Below are 21270 nucleotides of genomic sequence, written 5' to 3' on the forward strand. Positions count from 1 at the left end.
GCCCCCGGCAGCCGGACAACCGGTTACCGGGGGCTTTTTTATCTCACCACCAGGATCGTGGCTTTAATATGTTTGAGATAGGCCACAATCGTGAAGGTGACAATCACCAGCAGCGACCAGGACGCCCATTTCCCGGCATGCACCGTCGCCCACGCCCCGATCTGGTTCGGGTACTGCCAGACGCCGAAAAAGGTGCCGAAGTTTTCCGCCAGCCAGATAAAAAAGCCGATCAGCACAAAACTCAGCAACAGCGGCATTTTGCGCTCTTTATCATACGGCGTGTAATAAACCATGGTTCGTGCATACAGCCCGAGAATAAACGCGGTGAGATACCAGCGGTAATCGCCGATAAAGTGATGGGCAAAGAAATTCACATAAATCGCCAGCGCAATCAAGGTCGCCAGCCAGTACGGCGGGAAGTTTTCAATTCTGACATTCAGGAAACGCCACGCCTGAATCACATAACTGCCGACCGCCGCATACATAAACCCGGTGAATAACGGCACATTCCATAATTTGGTATACGCCGCATCAGGGTAGCTCCACGATCCGATGGCGGAGGAGGTTTTAAACAGCTCCATGACAAAACCGACCACATGGAAAATACAGATAGCTTTCAGTTCATCCGTGGTTTCCAGCTTTTTCCACACCATCGCGGCCTGAAACAGAACTGCCGGGATCAGCAGAAAATCATAACGGGGGATCCCCGCGACACCGGCAGCCGGTACCAGAAACAGGGCGAGAAAAAAGAAGGCGGCAAACAGGCATGCCCGCGCCTCTTTCAGACCGAAAAACCAGAATTCAAGGATAAACCGGCGCCAGCCGGTCAGAGATGAGTGTTTCTGTGCCAGCAGAAAGGTATCAAAGCGGTCAAGCATGGTTCAGTCCCTGAAAGAAGGATTACAGCGCGCTCTCTTTTTTGCGGATCAGATAGCGGTACGGCGCAGTTTCAGCGTCCTGAGCCACCAGCTCATGCTCCATAAAACGGCAGAACCCGGGAATGTCCCGCGTGGTCGCCGGATCATCCGCCACCACCAGCAAAATGTCACCGGCATTCATCCCGCGAATGGTTTTACGCACCAGCATCACCGGCTCCGGGCAGCGCAGCCCGAGTGTGTCGAGTGTTTTATCGGCACAGGAAAAAGTATCAGACATCATGATTGTCCTGTTAAGTAACGAATCCGCGAATTATACCGGAAATAAACGTCCTGCGCCGCTTCTGTGTCGTTAATCCTTCAGCCGCTCCCGGCAGGGAGAGCCCTTTGCTTTTGTTGCGCAAACGGCGTATTATTGCGCGCTGAGATTATTGGGTTCCCTCACCCCAACCACCAAAAAGGTACAATATGTTTGATTTATCTGCCCGCCAGCGGCGCACAGCGCTTATCTGGTTATCACTTTTTCATGTTCTGATCATTACCTCCAGTAACTACCTGGTGCAGTTGCCGATCACCATTTTCGGCTTCCATACCACCTGGGGGGCTTTCACGTTTCCGTTTATTTTCCTGGCGACCGACCTGACCGTCCGTATCTACGGCGCACCGCTGGCACGGCGGATTATTACCTCGGTGATGATCCCGGCACTGGCGATTTCCTATGTGGTCTCCGCCCTGTTTTTCCAGGGGGAATGGGCCGGTTTTGAGGCACTGTCGCACTTCAACCTGTTTGTGGCGCGGATTGCCGCCGCCAGCTTTATGGCGTATGCCCTCGGGCAGATTCTGGATGTGAATGTCTTTAACCGCCTGCGTCAGAACCGCCGCTGGTATGTGGCACCGGCTGCCGCGATGTTTGTCGGTAACCTGATCGATACCCTGGCTTTCTTCTTTATCGCCTTCTGGCGCAGTACCGATCCGTTTATGGCGGCAAACTGGGTGGAAATCGCCCTGGTGGATTACAGTTTCAAAGTCACCATCTGCATGCTGTTCTTCCTGCCTGCTTACGGCGTGCTGCTTAATCTGATCCTGCGCTCTTTTTTTGCGCAACGCGCTGACGGTTCCCTGCCCGCGCATCACTGATTGTTCATTTTTCTGACACGCAGAGGCGCTATCCTGCCTCTGTGCTGTCGTCTGTATCACATTTTCCCGATCTGCCTCCGTGTTCACGGCCCGTACAGTGCGTCAGCTCTCACATATCCGTTACTGTAACTGTTAGTCTGATTCAGACGGAATACTATCCCTCACTGACACCATAACGCGAATGCATTCAGGAGTTTGAGTATGTTAAAAGTGATCCAATCCCCGGCCAAATACATTCAGGGTCCGGACGCGCTTTACCATGTGGGTAAATACATCAGACCATTAGCGGAAAAAACGTTGGTGATTGCTGATAAATTTGTCCGCGAGCTGGTGGGCGATATTGTGAATGACAGCCTGAGCGAATACGACGTCAGCGGTGTCTTTGAAACCTTCGGCGGCGAGTGTACGCACGAGGAGATCGACCGTCTGACCAAACTGGCGAAAAACCACAAATGCCAGGCGGTACTGGGTGTGGGCGGCGGTAAAACACTGGATACCGCCAAAGCCGTGGCGCATTTTGCCAAACTGCCGGTGATCATTGCCCCGACTATTGCATCAACGGATGCGCCGACCAGCGCACTGTCCGTTATTTATAATGAACTCGGTGCGTTCGACAGCTACCTGTTCTATCCGCAGAACCCGAATGTGGTGGTGATGGATACCAATATCATTGCCCGCGCACCGGCACGCCTGCTGGTGGCCGGTATGGGTGATGCTCTGGCCACTTACTTTGAGGCACGTGCGTGCAGCGCTGCCGGAAAAGCCACTATGGCCGGCGGCGGCACCACACTGGCGGCTCTGGCACTGGCAAATCTCTGCTTTGATACCCTGCTCAGCGACGGCATCAAAGCCAAACTGGCAGTGGAAGCCGGGGTCAGCACCAAGGCGGTGGAAAACATCATTGAAGCCAATACCCTGCTCAGCGGACTGGGCTTTGAAAGCGCAGGTCTTGCGGCGGCACATGCTATCCACAACGGCTTTACCGCGCTGGAAGAGTGCCACCACATGTACCACGGTGAAAAAGTGGCGTTCGGTACTCTCGTGCAGTTAGTGCTGGAAAATGCCCCGGCGGAAGAGCTGGAAACCGTGCTGGAGTTCTGTGCCCAGGTCGGTCTGCCAATCACCCTGGAAGAACTGGGTGTGGACAGCATCGGTACCGAGCTGGAAGAAAAAGTGATGGCGGTTGCCGAACTGAGCTGCGCGGACAACGAAACCATCTACAACATGCCGTTTGAAGTCGATTCCGACCAGGTCTATGCCGCGATTATGGCTGCTGACCGCATGGGTCGCGACTGGCTGTATTAATCTGCTTATTATACTGTTCCGTAACGCCCGGGATAACCGGGCGTATTTGGTCTTTACTCCTCATCTGCTCACCTTTATTTTACCGGATCGCTTCAGGATACGGTTTTTTCGATACTGAATCTGTTATCTTTATTTTACCGGATCGCTTCAGGATACGGTTTTTTCGATACTGAATCTGTTATTTTCCGTTTAAAACAGATGAATATGTCCGTATCACGGTTGCCGATTGCCGGCTGTGTTCCGGCGGCAATCCGCATCACCGGTAAGACCTCATAACGCAGCACACCCGGTTTGGCGGTTTCTGTCATCCATTATTTATGCCAGCGCCCGCGCCAGCAGGGATATCGGGTGTTCGCATTTTTTGCTGGTCGACATCTCAATCTGCCATTTGCAGGTTTCACAGTCACTGATCACCAGGTCAATACCGCTTTCCTCTATCTGGCGGAACAGCGGGGAACCAATCGCCTGTGATGTTTCGTAGTTTTCCTTTTTAAACCCGTAAGTTCCGGCGATACCACAGCACTGTGAATCCAGCACGATCAGTTCCACCCCGGGGATTGAGCGGATAAGCTCAAGGGAATAGGCTGTCCAGCCCATTTTTTCCATATGGCACGGCGTATGATAGCCGACTTTCAGCGGCGTATGCTTCAGCGCCGGTTTGCGCCCGTCCTGCATCAGCCGGTAAAGATAACGGGTCACCAGCTCTATGTTATCGCGCAGCGGTGCGGTATCCGCATCCAGGATATGCGGATATTCATCCCGCAGGGTAAAAGCACAGGTGGAAGATGTCGCAATCACCGGCATTTTCTGTTCAACAATGGCTTTGGTGAGGGACTCCACATTCACCGCCGCCTGTTTTTTCGCCTGCTTTGCAAACCCGTTGGCGATCAGCGCCACACCACAGCATTTTTCCCGCTCCAGCAGCTGCACGCCGATCCCCATGCTGTTAAACACCTTAATCACATCTTTACCAAGCTGCGGATGGTTATAATTCACATAACAACCGTGGAAGTACGCGACCTGTTCGCCGAATTTTGTCTGCTTTTCCTGCTGTTTTTTGTACCAGCGGCGGAAAGTACCGAACGAATATTTCGGCAGCTCACGGCGGTGATCAATTTTCAGAGCGGTATCGAGCAGTTTGCGCACCGGTTTCATCCCGGTGATGGTATTGACCACCGGCGCAAACGGCGAGGAGAGTGATCCCATCAGATCAGTGTGGCTCAGAATCGCGTCGCGGATTTTCGGCCGTGACGGGGAATATGTCAGTTTGGCACGGGCAATAATATCCCCGATACGGACATCTGACGGGCACGCCACTTCGCAGCGTTTGCAGTTGGTGCAGAGGGTGAGCGCATCATCATACAGCATGGCATCTTTCAGGCGCAGCCGCTCACCGTCCGGTCCCGCCTGTTTCGGGCCTGGATAATCCGGATTCACTTTCGCCACCGGGCAGTACGTTGTACAGACGGTGCATTTGATGCAGTTCTCAAACTGTATTTGTCCCGTACTCATACCTGTTCCTCCGTTACCGCCGCGCCAATCTGCGCCAGAATCTGTTCTGCTGCGTACATCGCAGTGACAAGAGAAACACCCGCACCGCAGCCCTCCTGCAGAGGGTTATACCCGCCCAGCACCGCCCCGGCGGCATACAGGTTGGTGATAGTGCCATTCGCATCCGCCGGATGCAGATGTGCATCTGTTGCCACTCCGGCTTCCAGATAGCGCTGACGGGCAAACAGATCTGCTGATGTCCATTCCCGGCGCGGCAGAGTTTCGGTCAGATTCAGATTCAGCAGCGGCTCATAAATATGGTTAATATCACTCGCCAGCCCGTTACTGAAGAAACTGCCGGTCGCCAGCACAAACTGCTCAGCCTGTACCGGAATATCACCATGATTACGGGTAAACAGCTGCGTGATCCGCTCACCGTCACGGCGGACAGAAATGACACTGTCCCCCGGCATCACAAATCCCCCCGCCCGGCGGAAACGGCGCAATAATGCCTGATGCAGGCGCATTCCCAACAGTGATGGCGGAAGGGTCGGCAACTGATAAACCGTTTTATTCAGCTGCTGCTGTAAAAAAGCCACTCCGTCACTGTTTTCCGCCCCGAAACAGGCCGGTAAAATCAGGGTTTGTTCCGTGATCCCGCACTGTGCCAGTTCATCAGCCAGTTCCTGCCGGTTTTGCGGCAAATCCAGCACACGGGCAATATTGACAGAGCGGAACTCACTCGGGTTATTGCGTAACTTATCCAGGCACGGCAGATGCAGGGTATACGCCTGTGCCGGATATTCCTGACGGGTCAGTGCGGCGGCGGCCATTTCCGCCTGAAAATCAAGAAAACCGGTAATACTGATAACCGCAGCCTGCTGCCAGTCTGCCGTCATTTTTTCGCTCAGAACCGGCACCACATCCGGTGTCAGCCAGCTCATCCGCCATTGTCCGGCCGGGGTCAGACGCCAGTGATTACGTTCCGCCGATCCCCGCAACGGTAAGGCATCCTGCTGTAACAGCGCCATTGCCTGTGACACGCCGCGGCGCACCGCGCTTTCCCCTATCACACTGTAAGGATGGGCAGGCGCCTGATGTGCCAGCGCTGCCAGGGCGGAAAGCGGTTCCGTGACCGGCTGCCCGTCCGGCAGTGCCGAGAGCAGATCCAGTGATGCCGATGAGAAATGCAGCGCGCTCTGTCCGGCGCTGATAATGGCGCAGCTCAGTCCGCTCTCTGCCAGCTTCACGCCGCAGGAGAGACCGGCAAGACCACCGCCCGCGATAACCACATCATATTTCATGCTGCTCTCCCTGTTCTTCTGCCCCGCTGTTTTCCAGCCCGCATAATCCCTGATACACCCAGCAGGTGAACTCACTCTCCCGCAGCGCATTCCCCCACGCCACCGGGCGCACACCTTTCCAGCGTTCATTCAGAAAATGCATCAGTTCGGTTTCGGATTTTTCAGCGGTGGTGACTTTCAGCTGAGTCAGCAGCTCCGCCGCCCGGCAGGCGCACAGCTCGCCCTGGCAGGTCCCCATACCGACACGGGTGCGGCGGCGCAGATCCAGCAGGTTATTCACCGTCAGGCTTTCCGTGGCATAGCGCACCTCACCGGCAGTGACCGCTTCACACTCACAGACCAGACTTTTATCCAGCCGCGTAGTGTGCGGCAGTTCTGCCGCGCGATCGCCGTGACGGTACACCGCCGATCCGCGTAACGGAGCAGGAAGGGAGATCACTTTACGCAATGTCTGTTCCGCCGAATGTGCCGAGCCCGGCAGCGGTTCCTCCGCCGTGGAACAGTGCGCGGTGATACCGAGCTTCGCGCACACCGCGTCTGTCGCCCACTCCGCCATCAGCCGGTAAGTCATCAGCTTGCCGCCGGTGATAGTAAGGAAGCCGCGCAGTCCGTCACGTTTCTCATGATCCAGCAGCACAATCCCCCGGCTGATACTGCGCCCGGTCGGATCGTCATCCGCCGCCACCAGCGGACGGACCCCCGCATATGCCCGCAGAATACGCGCCTGCGCCATTGCCGGTGCCAGCCGCGAACCCTCGCGGATCAGGGTATCGACCTCATCCGCCGTGACAATCATGTTGTCGATATCATCATAAGGAATATGAACTGACGTGGTGCCAATCAGGGAAATGGTATCCCCCGGCACCAGAATATCCGCATCACCCGGCTTGCGGCAGCGGTTAATAACACGCTGGTTGAGGCGGTGCCCGAGGATCAGCAGTGATCCTTTGGCAGGCAGCATACTGATCTGTACCCCGGCAAAACCGGCGATACGCTGACTCCAGATCCCGGCCGCATTGACCACCACCGGGGCATACAGCGGATAGCGGCGGTGATTCTGATGGTCATAAACCTGCACGCCGGTTACCTGATCGCCCTGACGCAGCACATCCGTGACCTCGTGATAAGTCAGCACCTGCGCACCGTGCTCCCTTGCATCCAGCATATTGGCGGCAGTCAGGCGGAACGGATCCACCGTGCCGTCCGGCACTTTCACCGCACCCAGCAGCGCCGGGTTTACCGACGGCTCAAAACGCAGCGCCTCCTGCGGGGACATCACCTGAGTTTCAATGCCTGCCGCGCGGCAGGCTTCAATAAACGTGGCCTGATACGCCATCTCATCTTCGGGCAGTGTGATAAACAGGCCGCTGGTTTCCTCGACACAATGCCGGGCAATGCGCCGCAAAATCCGGTTTTCCGAAATACACTCACGGGCGGATTCCGGATCCGTCACCGCATAACGGGCACCGCTGTGCAGCAGGCCGTGGTTACGGCCGGTCGCGCCGGTCGCGATATCAAACCGCTCCAGCAACAGCGTGCGCAGCCCCCGCCGGGCGCAGTCCCGTGCCATCCCGGCACCGGTTGCGCCACCGCCGATGATAATGACATCCGCTTCATTGACAGGTGAATCAGACATGGGGTTCCTCTCAGTCATGTTCCTTTATTATGGTGATAGCGTAGCCGTTTTTTCTTCCTTTATGATTGATAATGAGCAAAAACGAAAACAAAACACTAAAAATCAGAGCGAAATAATCCATAGTCGTGATGAATATCACACATCCGCAACATCCGGAGTTTTCCGCAAAAACCACCAGAAAACCACCTGATTTTCCGCCGGTTTTCTGTCTGATTCACACCTCTGCTATTTAATGATTGTACCGCTGTTGATATGCGCTATGCTTTTAGCGCTAATTATATGTTTACCTTGCATATTTCATTTAACGAAAAACAAACAAAACAGATACAGCAAAGTAATTACTTAGGTGATTACCTGAAATATCCGGTTATTCATCCGCAAAAATGAAAAATTAGCGCTTAAAACCCTTGGTTATATCAAATTTAAACGATCAACTATTCGCTATACTTTAAGCAGAATGTGATTTTTATAACCAGTCAGTAACCGGAATTGATTAGCGTTTTTATCAACTGAAAGGATTCGGTTACTGATAACAATTTTAAGTACCTGTGTCAGATTTCGTTTTTACATTTTAACTTTCGATTTACCTGAACAATGGAGAAGCACAGTGCAAACCTTTAATGCCGATATCGCAATTATCGGAGCAGGCGGTGCAGGGCTGCGGGCGGCGATTGCCGCTGCAGAAGCTAACCCGAACCTGAAAATTGCTCTGATCTCAAAAGTTTACCCGATGCGCAGCCACACCGTGGCCGCAGAAGGTGGCTCTGCGGCTGTGACACAATCCCATGATTCCTATGACTATCATTTCGGTGATACGGTGTCCGGGGGCGACTGGTTATGTGAGCAGGATGTGGTGGAGTATTTTGTCGAACACTGTCCGACAGAAATGACCCAGCTGGAACTGTGGGGCTGCCCCTGGAGCCGTAAAGAAGACGGTTCCGTCAACGTGCGCCGTTTTGGTGGTATGAAAATCGAGCGGACCTGGTTCGCTGCCGATAAAACCGGCTTTCATATGCTGCACACCCTGTTCCAGACCTCTCTGAAATACCCGCAGATTCAGCGTTTTGATGAGCATTTTGTCCTCGATATTATTGTGGATGAAGGCCATGTGCGCGGTCTGGTGGCGATCAATATGATGGAAGGGACAAAAGTTCAGATCCGCGCTAATTCGGTGATTATGGCCACCGGCGGCGCCGGTCGTGTCTACCGCTATAACACCAACGGCGGGATTGTCACCGGTGACGGGATGGGCATGGCCTTCCGTCACGGCGTACCGCTGCGGGATATGGAATTCGTTCAGTATCACCCGACCGGTCTGCCGGGTTCCGGTATTCTGATGACAGAAGGCTGCCGCGGTGAAGGCGGTATTCTGGTCAATAAAGACGGCTACCGCTATCTGCAGGATTACGGCATGGGGCCGGAAACCCCGCTCGGCCATCCGGAAAATAAATACATGGAACTCGGCCCGCGCGATAAAGTCTCCCAGGCGTTCTGGCACGAGTGGCGCAAAGGCCGGACTATCAAAACCAGCCGCGGTGATGTGGTTTATCTGGATCTGCGTCATCTCGGCGAGAAAAAACTGCTGGAGCGCCTGCCGTTTATCTGCGAGCTGGCAAAAGCGTATGTCGGCGTGGATCCGGTCAAAGAGCCGATCCCCGTCCGTCCGACCGCGCACTACACCATGGGCGGTATCGAAACCGACCAGCGCTGTGAAACCCGCATCAAAGGGCTGTTTGCGGTCGGCGAGTGTTCCTCCGTCGGTCTGCACGGCGCTAACCGCCTCGGCTCCAATTCCCTGGCGGAACTGGTGGTCTTCGGTCGCCTGGCCGGGGAAGAAGCGGTTAAGCACGCACAGGAAACCCACGCCGCCAGCAGTAATGCTATCGATGCCCGCACCGCTGACATTGAAAACAACCTGAAAGCGCTGATGAATCAGAAAGGCACCGAAAGCTGGTCCAGACTGCGTGATGAGATGGGTGAGGCAATGGAAGAAGGCTGCGGTATTTACCGCACACCGGAGCTGATGCAGAAAACCATCGATAAACTGGCCGAACTGAAAGAGCGTTTCAAACGGGTGGAAATCACTGACCGCTCCTCTGTCTTCAATACCGACCTGCTCTACACCATTGAGCTGGGCTTTGGTCTGGATGTCGCGGAATGTATGGCGCACTCCGCCTTTAACCGTAAAGAATCACGCGGCGCACACCAGCGTCTGGATGAAGGCTGTACTGAGCGCGACGATGTCAATTTCCTGAAACACACCCTCGCTTTCCACAATCCGGACGGTTCGCCGCATCTGGAATACAGTGATGTGAAGATAACCAAATCCGCCCCGGCAAAACGTGTCTACGGTGGTGAAGCGGCGGCGGCTGAACAGGCGGCAAAAGAGAAGGAAAACGTCAATGGCTGAGATGAAAATGCTGAAAATGTCAGTGATGCGCTATAACCCGGAAACGGATAATGAGCCGCACGCTGTCACGTATCAGGTGCCTTACGATGAGCAGACGTCACTGCTGGATGCGCTGGGCTATATCAAAGACAACCTGGCACCGGATCTCTCCTACCGCTGGTCCTGCCGGATGGCTATCTGCGGCTCCTGCGGCATGATGGTCAATAAGGTGCCGAAACTCGCCTGTAAAACCTTCCTGCGCGAATACCCGCAGGGTATGGAGGTTGAAGCGCTCGGCAACTTCCCGATCGAACGTGACCTGGTTGTGGATATGACGCACTTTATCGAGAGCCTGGAAGCGATCAAGCCTTATATCATCGGCAATGACCGCAAACCGTCCAAAGGCCCGAATAACCAGACCCCGGGACAGATGGCGAAATACCATCAGTTCTCCGGCTGCATTAACTGCGGTCTGTGCTACGCGGCCTGTCCGCAGTTCGGCCTGAATCCGGAATTCCTCGGCCCGGGTGTGCTGACACTGGCGCAGCGCTATAACACCGACAGCCGCGATCACGGCAAAAAAGAGCGGATGAAACAAATTAACGGCGATAACGGCGTATGGACCTGTACCTTCGTGGGTTACTGCTCGGAAGTCTGTCCGAAACATGTGGATCCGGCAGCCGCTATTCAGCAGGGTAAAGCCGCCAGCGCGGAAGATTACATTATTGCCCGTCTGAAACCACAATAAGGAAGAGAGAAATGACGACCAAACGTAAGCCTTATGTGCGTGAAATGACACCGACATGGTGGAATAAACTCGGTTTTTACCGTTTTTATATGCTGCGGGAAGGCACCGCAGTGGTCCAGCTCTGGTTCAGCCTGCTGGTGATGTACGGCGTTTACTGTCTTAAGGGCGGCCCGGCAGACTGGGCAGGGTATGTCCACTTCCTGCAGAATCCGCTGGTGATACTGGTTAATATCCTGACACTGGCCGGTACGCTGCTGCACACGGTGACCTGGTTCCAGCTGGCACCGAAAGCCGTCAATATCGTTATCAAAGACGAAAAAATGGGACCGGAGCCGATTGTCCGTCTGCTCTGGGTGGTAACCCTCATTGTTAACGCCGTCATTCTGGCCGTTGCGTTACTGTGATAAGGAAGGAAACTGATATGATTAATCCGAATCCGAAACGCTCACAGGAACCGGTTTTCTGGGGATTGTTTGGCGCAGGCGGCATGTGGAGTGCCATTGTTTCACCGGCCGTTATTGTGCTGCTGGCTTTCCTGGTTCCGTTTGCTGTTGCACCGGATATGCTCAGTTACAGCCGTATTCTGGCCTTCTGCCAGGGCTTTATCGGCAAGGTTTTCCTGCTGCTGATGATCATCCTGCCGCTGTGGTGTGCGCTTCACCGTATCCACCACTGCATGCATGACCTGAAAATTCATGTACCTGCGGGACGCTGGGTCTTTTACGGCCTGGCGACTATCCTCAGTGTGATGGCCGTGATTGGTGTAATCACGCTGTAATCATTGTCTGTCATAAAAAGACCGGTTCCTGAAATGAGCCGGTCTTTTTTTATCTGCCGTCAGGCCACTTCCGCACGATTAAGCTGCCAATAGCTGAGCTGTACCGGAGAAAGACCACGAAATACCAGTGTCGCTGTCTGCTGCGGGAAATAACGGCTGCTCATCACCGCCTCACCGTCATTGATAAAAATCTCCGCGCTCGAGTGATCGGTAAAAATATGCAGTTGTGTTACTTCTCCCTGCCAGTAGCGGTGCTGCCAGTCACCGCTGATCAGACTGCGGCGCGACAGACGGATCTCATGCCCGTCATAGGAAAAAATCAGCTGTTTGCTGAAATTCAGAATAAGCGGGCCGGAGAGCCGGATAATCACTTCCAGCCGCCCGGCACTCAGCTCCAGTGCATTATCCGCTTCACCTGACCACTGCCCGCCGGTACCGCGCAACGCCTCCAGCTCTTTCACCGGCCGCTGGTACAGCTGTCCGTTCTGCAGTGTCAGCTCACGGGGGCAGGTCATCTGGTGAAGCCAGCCGTTTTTAACGGTCGGCTGCTGCATCTCTTCGCCGCCGGGTCCCCCCATCAGCGCCACCATAATGCGTCGTCCGTCAGGGGCGAGAGTGGTCTGCGGGGCATAAAATTCAAATCCGGCATCGGCTTCATACAACTGTGGTTTATGGCGGAAGGTTTTGCTTTCATAATCAAACTGCCCGACCAGATACGCGCCGGGGGAACTATTCAGAAAACGGGTAGGCTCACGCGGTATACCACGGGGGCAGCACAGCAGCACCCATTCATTACCGAGCCGGAAAAAATCGGGGTTTTCCCATAAATACCCGGCATCCCGTAACCCGCCGCGACGGCTGCCGGCCAGTACGCCACGCAATACCCATTCACCTAACTCCGCCGCGTCATACAACAGCACACAGCCTCTGTCATTCTCATCACGGGCACCCAGCACCATGTACCACTGACTGCGGTGCTGCCAGACCTTCGGATTGATCACATCAGTGCTGTATCCTTGCGGCAGCCCCAGCGCAGAACCGTATTTTTCAAAGCCGCCATCAGGCTTTTCCCGGGCCAGACACTGCCACAATGTCCGTGACCCGTCACGATACACCAGACTACCGGTATAACAGAGAGTCAGCGAGTCATCATTCACCACCGCACTGCCGGAAAAACAACCGCCGGTATCATAATTGCCGGACGGCAGCAGCGCGACCGGCTCATGTATCCAGCTGACCAGATCCGCTGAAGACCAGTGCCCCCAGCACGGATATTTATGTTCACAGCCAAACGGATCCCACTGATAGAACAGGTGCCAGAGCCCCTTGTGATAAATAAACCCGGCCGGATCATTCATCAGGCCGCACACCGGCGCTGTATGCCAGCCGGGATAATGTATATCCCGCTGTGCCCGTCCCTGGTGCTTCATTAAGGCCTGCACAATCCCTGACAACAATGCTGTCTGTGCCATATCCCTGTCCCCTGTATCCCCTGTTCTGTTTTTTCCGGAACCATAAAAGCACAGATACGGTACCGAATGCGAGTACCAACCCTCTAAGATAATTCAGAATCCGGCAGGCAGCAGCGTTATCAGACCGGCAGAAAGGCAATGCCCTGAATAAAAGACAGTCTTGCGCAAGAATAACAAAACGGAGGGATACGGCAGAAAATAACAGGATTAAACACCTGTGAGAACAGGTGTTTTAGCAGGATAACCGGGCAGCATAGCGCTACGCATTACCACGCAGAAAATACGACACATCCTCTTCGACACTTTCCATCGCCAGTAATGCATCCAGCGTATCGCGGGCTTCCTGTTCATCAATAATGCTCATCGCAAAACCGACATGAACCAGCACCCATTTCCCCAGCATATCCGATGGCTCACCCTCACAAACCAGTGCGATGTTCACATCCCGTCTGACACCACATACTTCCACCTGCGCATTGTCTGTTACAGCGTTGCCCACGGCAACGATTTGCCCGGGAATACCTAAACACATAACCGGCTCCTGATTGATATGTCCTTACCGGACTACTGAATTTCGATTTGTCTGACCTGCATGGCATCACTGCTGTCCACCTGCAGATTATGGCTGCCGCAGTGCGGACATCCGGTATTAAACCCGGCCACACTGACCGGTTTCCGGCAATCCCGGCACCAGGCCTGCGCCGGGACGGTGGTGACATGCAGTTCAGCGCCTTCCGCCAGTGAATCACGGCAGACGATATCAAAGCAGAAATGCAGGGCATCCTCTTCGATACAGGATACCGCACTCAGTTCCAGCCAGACTGCGGTAACGCGCTGCGCCCCGCTCTGTTTTGCCTGCTGCTCGATAATATCAAGCGCATTCTGGCATAACGTAACCTCATGCATCCGTCTGTCCTCAGGACATCAGGCCGGCCGGCATTTCAAATGCGGCGCGGCGGCGGCGTTCTTTGACGATCTCATCCATCTTATTACGGTCAACCACCATTAACGCATGAGTCGGGCACACTTCCACACAGGCAGGCCCGCCCGCGCGGGTATGGCATAAGTCACATTTATGGGCTTCCGCACGGTACTGCGGAATGGTGTTCAGCGCGGTGGTCTGTTGTGCAACAGGGCGGCTGATCACTTCCATGGTGCCGTAAGGACAGGCAATCACACAGGTTTTGCAGCCGATACATTTTGCCTGATCGACATACACAAAATCATCTTTACGGCTGATAGCGCCGTTCGGGCAGACATTGGCACACGGTGCGTCTTCACACTGACGGCAGACAACCGCCGTACTGATGGTGTACCCTTTCATCACATGAATACGGGGAAAGAATTCATCTTTCACCACGGTTTCAATACCGGTTTCCTGCTCTTGATGCGAAACGACACAAGCGACTTCACATGTGTGACAGCCAATGCACTTCTTTGGGTCTGCAATGATGAAACGGTTCATCATACTCTCCTGAATGATACGCGGCGACTTCACATCCGGCACTCCGGTGCAGCCGCCCTCTGGTTAGAATAATCAGGAAATAAGCATGCATCGTGCCAGTCTGGCATTTTTTTTAATTTCAGTGAAATCAGCGTATTAATAAATAATGCTGCCGTGCTGTGTGTCATAGTGAGAATATTCGTCACCCAGTTCGACATTTTTGACGATAATTTTTATCATCTGTCTGCGTCATAATATAGTAGGTTTTCATCCCGCCGAAAAATAGGGGATTGGATCAAACTTAAATCAGTCAGCGATATTCTTTTCTTACAGAGTCATTACAATAATGGTTATTACCTCTCTGAAACTTATTTATACCTATAACTATTCAGAGAAGAATTAATTTTAAGAGCAATCGTCCGGATCAGGAATGAGAAAGACGAAGACGAGCGGAGACGTTGTGGACAACACTGACAAGACCGAACACATACGCCATGAACGTGACCAGTACCGGATATTGGTAGATATCACCAACTCAGTGCTTTCCCATCTGGAGATGGACGGCCTGGTTGCGGAGGTCTCCCGCGAGATCCACCGGTTTTTCGGGCTGAGCCAGATAAGCATTGCATTGTGTGATAATTACAGTTCTGCTGTATATCTTTGTTATTCCAGCTATTATCAGGCCCGCAAACCCGCAGAAAAGACATTATATCATCTGGATGAACTGCATCCTGATCTGGCACAGGTTCTGGACAGTAACCAGCCGATGCGTCTGACACTCGACAGTGCCACAGAGGATCCGCTGTATCAGCATGTCTGCGCGCAGGGTATGACAGAAACCCTGCTGCTGCCGCTGGCATTTAACCATAAGCCGCTGGGTGTTCTGATATTATCTCATGAAAATAATCATATTTTTACTGACGATAACTGTAATCTGCTCAAGCAGATAGCCGCCCGGTTTGCCATCGCGGTGGATAATGCTGCGGCCTATGAAGAGATCACACGGCTGAAAGACAGCCTTAAGCATGAAAACCTGTGGCTGAATGAACAGATTCACAATAACGAAAGTTTCAGTGAGATCATTTTCCAGAGTGATGCTATGCGCAACATTCTGGAGCAGGTGGATCTGGTTGCCGCCAGCGACAGTACTGTGCTGATCCTCGGCGAAACCGGTACCGGCAAGGAGCTTATCGCCCGTGCCATTCACCGCCTGAGTGACCGCCATCACCGCAGCATGATCAAAATGAACTGTGCCGCCATCCCGTCCGGGCTGCTGGAAAGCGACTTGTTCGGTCATGACAAAGGGGCATTCACCGGCGCGACCACCACCCATATCGGCCGTTTTGAAATGGCGGATAAAAGCACTCTGTTCCTCGATGAGATCGGCGATATGCCGCTGGATCTCCAGCCAAAACTGCTGCGGGTGTTACAGGAGCGGGAAATTGAGCGCATCGGCGGTAATAAGGTGATTCCGGTGGATGTGCGGCTGATTGCCGCCACCAACCGCAACCTGAAATCCATGACCGATGACCGCGAATTCCGTGAAGATCTCTACTACCGGCTGAATGTGTTCCCTATCTGGATCCCGCCGCTGCGCGAGCGTCCGGAGGATATTCCGCTGCTGGCGACCTACTTCACACAGAAGATTGCCCGCCGGATGAACCGCAATATCGACTGCATTCCGCGTGATGCCCTTGAACAACTGAGCCGCTATCCGTGGCCGGGTAACGTGCGTGAACTGGAAAACGTCATTGAACGGGCGGTGATCCTGACACGCGGGAATACCCTGAATATTCAGTTGCATGAACTGAATATCCCAAAGCATTCACGCCTGAAAACGGCGCTGGAGACCCCGAGCTCACTGGAAAAACGGATGCAGACTGCCGCACCGGAGAATGATGACGAAGAGCGTGACCGGATTATTGCTGCCCTCAAAGCCACCAACGGCGTTGTTGCCGGTGCCCGGGGTGCCGCAACCCGTCTGGGGCTGAAACGGACAACATTATTATCCCGTATGCAGCGGTTAGGTATTTCCGTACAGGATATATTCGAAGAAGATAATCACTGAATTGATATTTAAATCACCGCCGCTGAAATAAGAATGTCTCGCAAATAAAAATACATCGCAAAAATAGTGATCGTAATATGTTCATTTATTTCTCAGGCAATAATATGTGATCAAAATTCAGAAACTGAATACGGCTGACATCATCATTAAACAAAAAATGAAAATATAAAAAAACCGGCGGTCATTTCTGAGCGCCGGTTTTTTATCATATTAAGGCTAACGGATTAACACCCTTCCGCCGCTTCACGCAGACGGCGCTTAATACCGGTATATTCCTGAACAACATAATGCTCAGCCTGTTTCTGATCCGCAATCGGTTCGACGCGGACAGCACAGTATTTATATTCCGGTGTTTTGGTAATCGGGCTGAGGTTTTCCGCCACCAGCTCGTTACACGCACCAATCCACCACTGATAGGTCATGTAAACCGCCCCTTTGTTAGGACGTTCACTGACATTTGCACGGGTGATAACTTTACCCTGACGGGATGCCACCCAGACCAGTTCCTGATCTTTAATCCCCAGTGCAGCAGCATCTGCGGTATTGATCTGGATATAGCCCGGTTCATCCGCCAGTGCCGCCAGTGCTTTACAGTTACCGGTCATGGATCGGCAGGAGTAGTGCCCCACTTCACGGACGGTTGCCAGCACCATCGGATAGTCATCACTGACCTGATCAATCGGCGCACGCCATTCACAGGTATAGAGCTGACCTTTGCCGTTCGGGGTATCGAAGATACCGCCGTCGTACAGGTATTCTGTTCCCTGATCACTGTCCGCCACATCGCGGCACGGCCATTGGATATAGGCCAGATCCGCCATTTTCTCGTAGGTCGCACCATAGTAGATAGGGCAGAGTTCACGTAACTCATCCCAGATCTCTTTGGTGTTGTTGTAATGCATCGGATAACCCATCGCCGTGGACATCAGACTGATAATTTCCCAGTCCGGTTTCACATCGCCGACCGGCTCAACCGCTTTATAGAAGCGCTGGAATCCGCGATCTGCTGCGGTATACACCCCTTCATGTTCCCCCCAGGAGGTGGCAGGGAAAATCACGTCAGCAATCGACGCGGTTTTGGTCATGAAGATATCCTGGACAATCAGCAGCTCCAGTTTATCGAAGGTGCGGCGGATAGTCGCCAGATCCGGTTCAGTCTGAAGCGGATCCTCGCCCATCACGTAGTGTGCCTTCAGCACACCTTCGTCGATAAAGTGCGGAACCTCACTCAGCGGAATACCGTTTTCGGCAGGCATTTTTTCGATGCCCCAGAATTTGGCAAATTTCTCCAGTGCGGCTTTGTCTTCCACATACTGATAGCCCGGCAGTGTGTTCGGCAGTGCGCCCATATCACAGGCACCCTGAACGTTGTTCTGACCACGGACCGGGCCGACACCGACATGCGGTTTACCCAGGTTACCGGTCAGTAACGCCAGACTGGTCAGTGCGCGGACAGTTTCCACACCCTGATAGAACTGCGTCACACCCATACCCCACAGAATCACCGCATTTTCCGCTTTCGCATACATACGGGCTGTTTTGCGGATATCCTCAGCTTTCAGGCCGGTGATCGCTTCCACGGACTCCGGTGTGTACGGCTCAACCAGCTTGCGGTATTCCTCAAACTGCTCGGTATGGCCATCGATAAAGGCTTTATCGTGCAGATTTTCTTCAATAATCACATGCGCTAACGCATTGATAAGCGCAATGTTTGAACCGTTTTTCAGTGCTAAGTGAATGTCAGCAAGACGCGCTGATTCGATATAGCGCGGGTCACAGACAATAATTTGTGCCCCCTTCTCTTTCGCCTTAACAATACGGCGGGCGACGATAGGGTGTGAATCTGCGGCATTGTAACCGAAGATAAAAATACATTTGGTATCCTCAATCTCGACGATTGAGTTACTCATTGCGCCGTTACCGACCGAACGCTGCAGACCTGCAACCGAAGGGCCGTGTCAGACACGTGCGCAGCAGTCAATATTGTTACTGCCGACTGCCGCACGAACAAATTTCTGCATCACGAAGTTAGCTTCATTACCCGGACCACGGGATGAACCGGTGGTCATAATCGCTTTCGGGCCGTACTTCTCTTTGATAGCCAGCAGGCGGGAACTGGCAAACTCAATCGCCTCTTCCCAGGAGACCGGTTCCAGTTTGCCACCACGCTGACGGCGGATCATGGGGGTCTTTAAGCGGGGGGTTAAAATCTTGGTGTCATGAATGAAGTCCCAGCCATAATACCCTTTCAGGCAGAGCTCTCCTTCATTGGTGTGACCATTCGCGCCCTCCGCGCCAATGATCTTCCCGTTCTCCACCTTCAGGTTAATTTTACAGCCTGAGGCGCAATACGGGCAGACGGTGATGACTTTTTCCATCAACATTGCTCCTATATCTTCTTTTAGCGGATAAATACCGCCTTATCACCATCAGTCATGCAGGGTTTATGCCAATTTTAAATTTGCAATGAAATCCCTTTAACTTACTGAATATATTTTATTTTCATTTTTTTTGTTATCACCATGACAGGTGATGGCAGCGGCGGGATCGTCAAAAATGTCGAACGGTTCTGCCCGGTGTCAGGCAACGACACTGACGCAGCCACGTCCCTTCAGAACAATTTTATAATTGCATGATGAATTATAACTGTGTTAAAGAAGAACAATATGATGGTGATCAATCATCCGCACCGCCGGTTTTTCCCGTATTTCATAACAGTTTACGAATAATTTCCCGCTGACTGTTGATATCGGTTCGCCGGTGCTGTTTTACAATGTTCATAACACAATGGCGGCACTAGCAATGACTTAATTTTTCACGGCGCTTCCTGTCTGATACTGCGCGTGGCTCCGCGTATTATCAAAATAATAAAAGAGAGATAAAAACCTGATATGAAAATTAATGATGTTTTAATCGCCCTGCTGGTCGCCGTGATCTGGGGGGTGAACTTCGTGGTGATCAAAGTGGGCGTCTCCGGCATTCCGCCGTTGTTTCTCGGGGCACTGCGTTTTCTGTTTGTGGCGCTGCCCGCCGTCTTCTTTATTCCGCGCCCGAAAATCGCCCTCAGCCGTCTGGTTATCTACGGTCTGACTATCTGCTTCGGCCAGTTTGCTTTTCTGTTCAGTGCGGTCAAAGCCGGGATGCCGGCCGGGATCGCCTCAGTGGTCTTGCAGTCCCAGGTCTTTTTCACCATTGTTCTGGGTGGCCTGATCCTGAAAGAGTCGCTGAAAATCAGCCAGGTGATCGGCATTATTGTCGCCGTTGTCGGATTAACCGTGCTGGCGAAAGGCGGGGACAGCGGCAGTCTGACCGATATTCCGCTGATGGCGCTGATGATGACCCTGGCCGGGGGCTTCTCCTGGGCCTGCGGTAATATCTGCAACCGTATCATTATGAAAGAGACACCGGACTGTAACGGGATATCACTGGTCGCCTGGAGTGCGCTGGTGCCGATTATTCCGTTTATCCTGATGTCACTGTGGATGGAGGGCGCGGACGCAATTGTCAGCAGTATTTCCCATATCAGCCTGCTGACCGTGGGCGCGATTATGTATCTCGCGTATCTCTCCACGTTTGTGGGATATACCCTGTGGAGCCGTCTGCTGGGCCGCTACGAAACCTGGCGTGTCACACCGTTTGCCCTGCTGGTGCCGTTTGCCGGGATTGCCAGCAGTGCGCTGCTGCTGGGTGAAACCATCACCATGATGCAGTTCGCCGGTCTCGGCTTTATTATGGCGGGCCTGATTCTGACCGTCTTCGGCAAACGTCTGGTGTCGCTGCTGACCCGCAGAAAAGCGGTCTGAAGAGAATGAACCGTCAGTCAGCCCGGGTGTTTACGGGCTGACTGACCTGTGACGTTACAGTGTGTTCAGTCTTTCACGAATCCTGCGCTGCTGTAATTGCTGATCCGGCTGCGATTTCCACGGAGTATCATAGTTACTGTCTCCCCGCGGATCATTCTCCGGTGTACTGCCCGCACTCATAACATCCTGCGGAACCGCATAATTTTCTTCAATCGATGTACTTATCAGCCCTATTGCCTCTGATTGCGCCTCATTGACTGTTTTCAGGTTATCATGTGGCAAAGAATAATTATCTTCGGCAAGATCCATTGCTTCAGCCTTACTGCCGGGTAACCGCGACAATGACGGATGGGTTGAAAGATTCACCGGCGGCGGAGTCTGATCCTGACCTTCACCAATTTTCGCATATAACGGTTCTTCAATTTCACTGTAAAGCGATTCGGATAATGACAACCGTGCTGATACGCCTGCATAAACCGAATCATAGATATTCTCACCACAGCTCTCATAAATATCATTATCAAACTGAATATCAACCGGTAATGGCTGTGCAGGTCGTGAAGATATATCCATGGCTATTTCTCTGCCCGGCTTATCACTGCCCTGTTGTCCGCTGAGATGCACACCAAATGATGATAACATGCCGGAAATGGCGGACTTAACGGCATTCCACGCATTTAATAAAACAGATTTAATCCCGGATGAGCTGATATACGATGATGAACTGTTACCACCTGCTGAACCGTAAATATCATTATTCAGGGTCTGAATCGTATGACCACCCTGTATTCCCTGCATTTGTCCCATAATCATTCCCTTT

Annotated in this window: 19 protein-coding genes; 8 read left to right on the forward strand and 11 right to left on the reverse strand. The window is 53.0% G+C overall.

Annotation, left to right across the window (positions count from 1 at the left end; translation table 11 throughout):
* Positions 1–38: 38 nt before the first annotated feature.
* Positions 39–878, reverse strand: coding sequence for a DUF817 domain-containing protein (locus U868_RS0102445; protein ID WP_025151904.1), 840 nt, complete (start codon positions 876–878; stop codon positions 39–41).
* A 22-nt stretch (positions 879–900) separates the two neighbouring features.
* A complete protein-coding gene (tusA, locus tag U868_RS0102450; RefSeq protein WP_025151905.1) occupies positions 901–1155 on the reverse strand; it encodes a sulfurtransferase TusA in 255 nt (84 codons plus the stop codon).
* Positions 1156–1343: 188 nt separating this feature from the next.
* Between tusA and U868_RS0102455 the strand changes: the two genes are divergently transcribed.
* Both U868_RS0102455 and U868_RS0102460 read left to right on the forward strand, forming a co-directional pair.
* Complete coding sequence (locus tag U868_RS0102455) at positions 1344–2012, forward strand: 7-cyano-7-deazaguanine/7-aminomethyl-7-deazaguanine transporter (protein WP_004236234.1); 669 nt, start codon at positions 1344–1346, stop codon at positions 2010–2012.
* A gap of 201 nt (positions 2013–2213) precedes the next feature.
* Positions 2214–3317, forward strand: coding sequence for a glycerol dehydrogenase (locus U868_RS0102460; protein ID WP_025151906.1), 1104 nt, complete (start codon positions 2214–2216; stop codon positions 3315–3317).
* A 315-nt stretch (positions 3318–3632) separates the two neighbouring features.
* On the opposite strand, the gene glpC is transcribed toward U868_RS0102460, so the two are convergent.
* The 3 genes from glpC to glpA are packed head-to-tail and all read right to left on the reverse strand — an operon-like array spanning position 3633 to position 7748.
* Positions 3633–4829 (reverse strand): anaerobic glycerol-3-phosphate dehydrogenase subunit GlpC, encoded by a 1197-nt coding sequence (glpC, locus tag U868_RS0102470; RefSeq protein WP_025151907.1) that lies wholly within the window; start codon positions 4827–4829, stop codon positions 3633–3635.
* Positions 4826–6112 carry a glycerol-3-phosphate dehydrogenase subunit GlpB gene (gene glpB / locus U868_RS0102475; RefSeq protein ID WP_025151908.1) on the reverse strand — a complete coding sequence of 429 codons (1287 nt, stop codon included), beginning with the start codon at positions 6110–6112 and terminating at the stop codon, positions 4826–4828. The genes glpC and glpB overlap by 4 nt, the downstream gene beginning before the upstream one ends.
* Positions 6102–7748, reverse strand: a complete 1647-nt coding sequence (glpA, locus tag U868_RS0102480) for an anaerobic glycerol-3-phosphate dehydrogenase subunit A (RefSeq protein ID WP_025151909.1) — start codon at positions 7746–7748, stop codon at positions 6102–6104. The genes glpB and glpA overlap by 11 nt, the downstream gene beginning before the upstream one ends.
* 607 nt (positions 7749–8355) lie before the next feature.
* Here glpA and frdA point away from each other — a divergent pair.
* Genes frdA through frdD form a run of 4 tightly spaced genes read left to right on the forward strand, consistent with a single transcriptional unit; the run spans position 8356 to position 11663 of the window.
* A complete protein-coding gene (gene frdA / locus U868_RS0102490; protein ID WP_025151911.1) occupies positions 8356–10158 on the forward strand; it encodes a fumarate reductase (quinol) flavoprotein subunit in 1803 nt (600 codons plus the stop codon).
* Positions 10151–10885, forward strand: coding sequence for a succinate dehydrogenase/fumarate reductase iron-sulfur subunit (locus U868_RS0102495; protein WP_025151912.1), 735 nt, complete (start codon positions 10151–10153; stop codon positions 10883–10885). Before frdA ends, U868_RS0102495 begins: the two co-directional genes overlap by 8 nt.
* 11 nt (positions 10886–10896) lie before the next feature.
* Complete coding sequence (gene frdC, locus U868_RS0102500) at positions 10897–11289, forward strand: fumarate reductase subunit FrdC (RefSeq protein ID WP_025151913.1); 393 nt, start codon at positions 10897–10899, stop codon at positions 11287–11289.
* Between the two features lie 17 nt (positions 11290–11306).
* Positions 11307–11663 (forward strand): fumarate reductase subunit FrdD, encoded by a 357-nt coding sequence (gene frdD / locus U868_RS0102505; protein ID WP_004240583.1) that lies wholly within the window; start codon positions 11307–11309, stop codon positions 11661–11663.
* Positions 11664–11722: 59 nt separating this feature from the next.
* Here the strand turns inward: frdD and U868_RS0102510 are convergent, their stop codons facing one another.
* From U868_RS0102510 to hydN, 4 genes are all read right to left on the reverse strand, one after another.
* Positions 11723–13135, reverse strand: coding sequence for a sucrose-6-phosphate hydrolase (locus tag U868_RS0102510; protein WP_025151914.1), 1413 nt, complete (start codon positions 13133–13135; stop codon positions 11723–11725).
* 259 nt (positions 13136–13394) lie between these two features.
* Positions 13395–13667 carry a hydrogenase maturation factor HybG gene (gene hybG, locus U868_RS0102515; RefSeq protein ID WP_025151915.1) on the reverse strand — a complete coding sequence of 91 codons (273 nt, stop codon included), beginning with the start codon at positions 13665–13667 and terminating at the stop codon, positions 13395–13397.
* Between the two features lie 32 nt (positions 13668–13699).
* Entirely contained in the window at positions 13700–14041 is a 342-nt protein-coding gene (gene hypA, locus U868_RS0102520; protein WP_025151916.1) for a hydrogenase maturation nickel metallochaperone HypA, read from the reverse strand.
* A gap of 10 nt (positions 14042–14051) precedes the next feature.
* Positions 14052–14600 (reverse strand): electron transport protein HydN, encoded by a 549-nt coding sequence (gene hydN / locus U868_RS0102525; RefSeq protein ID WP_025151917.1) that lies wholly within the window; start codon positions 14598–14600, stop codon positions 14052–14054.
* Between the two features lie 409 nt (positions 14601–15009).
* Between hydN and U868_RS0102535 the strand changes: the two genes are divergently transcribed.
* Positions 15010–16647 carry a sigma 54-interacting transcriptional regulator gene (locus tag U868_RS0102535; RefSeq protein WP_080694301.1) on the forward strand — a complete coding sequence of 546 codons (1638 nt, stop codon included), beginning with the start codon at positions 15010–15012 and terminating at the stop codon, positions 16645–16647.
* A 224-nt stretch (positions 16648–16871) separates the two neighbouring features.
* On the opposite strand, the gene fdhF is transcribed toward U868_RS0102535, so the two are convergent.
* Positions 16872–19025: a formate dehydrogenase subunit alpha gene (gene fdhF / locus U868_RS0102540; protein WP_080694302.1), complete on the reverse strand. Its 2154-nt coding sequence runs from the start codon at positions 19023–19025 to the stop codon at positions 16872–16874.
* A 513-nt stretch (positions 19026–19538) separates the two neighbouring features.
* Between fdhF and U868_RS0102550 the strand changes: the two genes are divergently transcribed.
* The gene (locus U868_RS0102550) at positions 19539–20450 is read left to right on the forward strand and encodes an EamA family transporter (RefSeq protein WP_025151920.1); all 912 of its coding nucleotides are present in this window, start codon (positions 19539–19541) and stop codon (positions 20448–20450) included.
* 54 nt (positions 20451–20504) lie between these two features.
* Here U868_RS0102550 and U868_RS0102555 read toward each other — a convergent pair whose 3' ends face one another.
* Positions 20505–21257, reverse strand: coding sequence for a hypothetical protein (locus tag U868_RS0102555; protein WP_025151921.1), 753 nt, complete (start codon positions 21255–21257; stop codon positions 20505–20507).
* Between the last annotated feature and the right edge of the window lie 13 nt (positions 21258–21270).

It is taken from the genome of Morganella morganii H1r, assembly GCF_000633515.1.
Lineage (GTDB): Bacteria > Pseudomonadota > Gammaproteobacteria > Enterobacterales > Enterobacteriaceae > Morganella > Morganella morganii_B.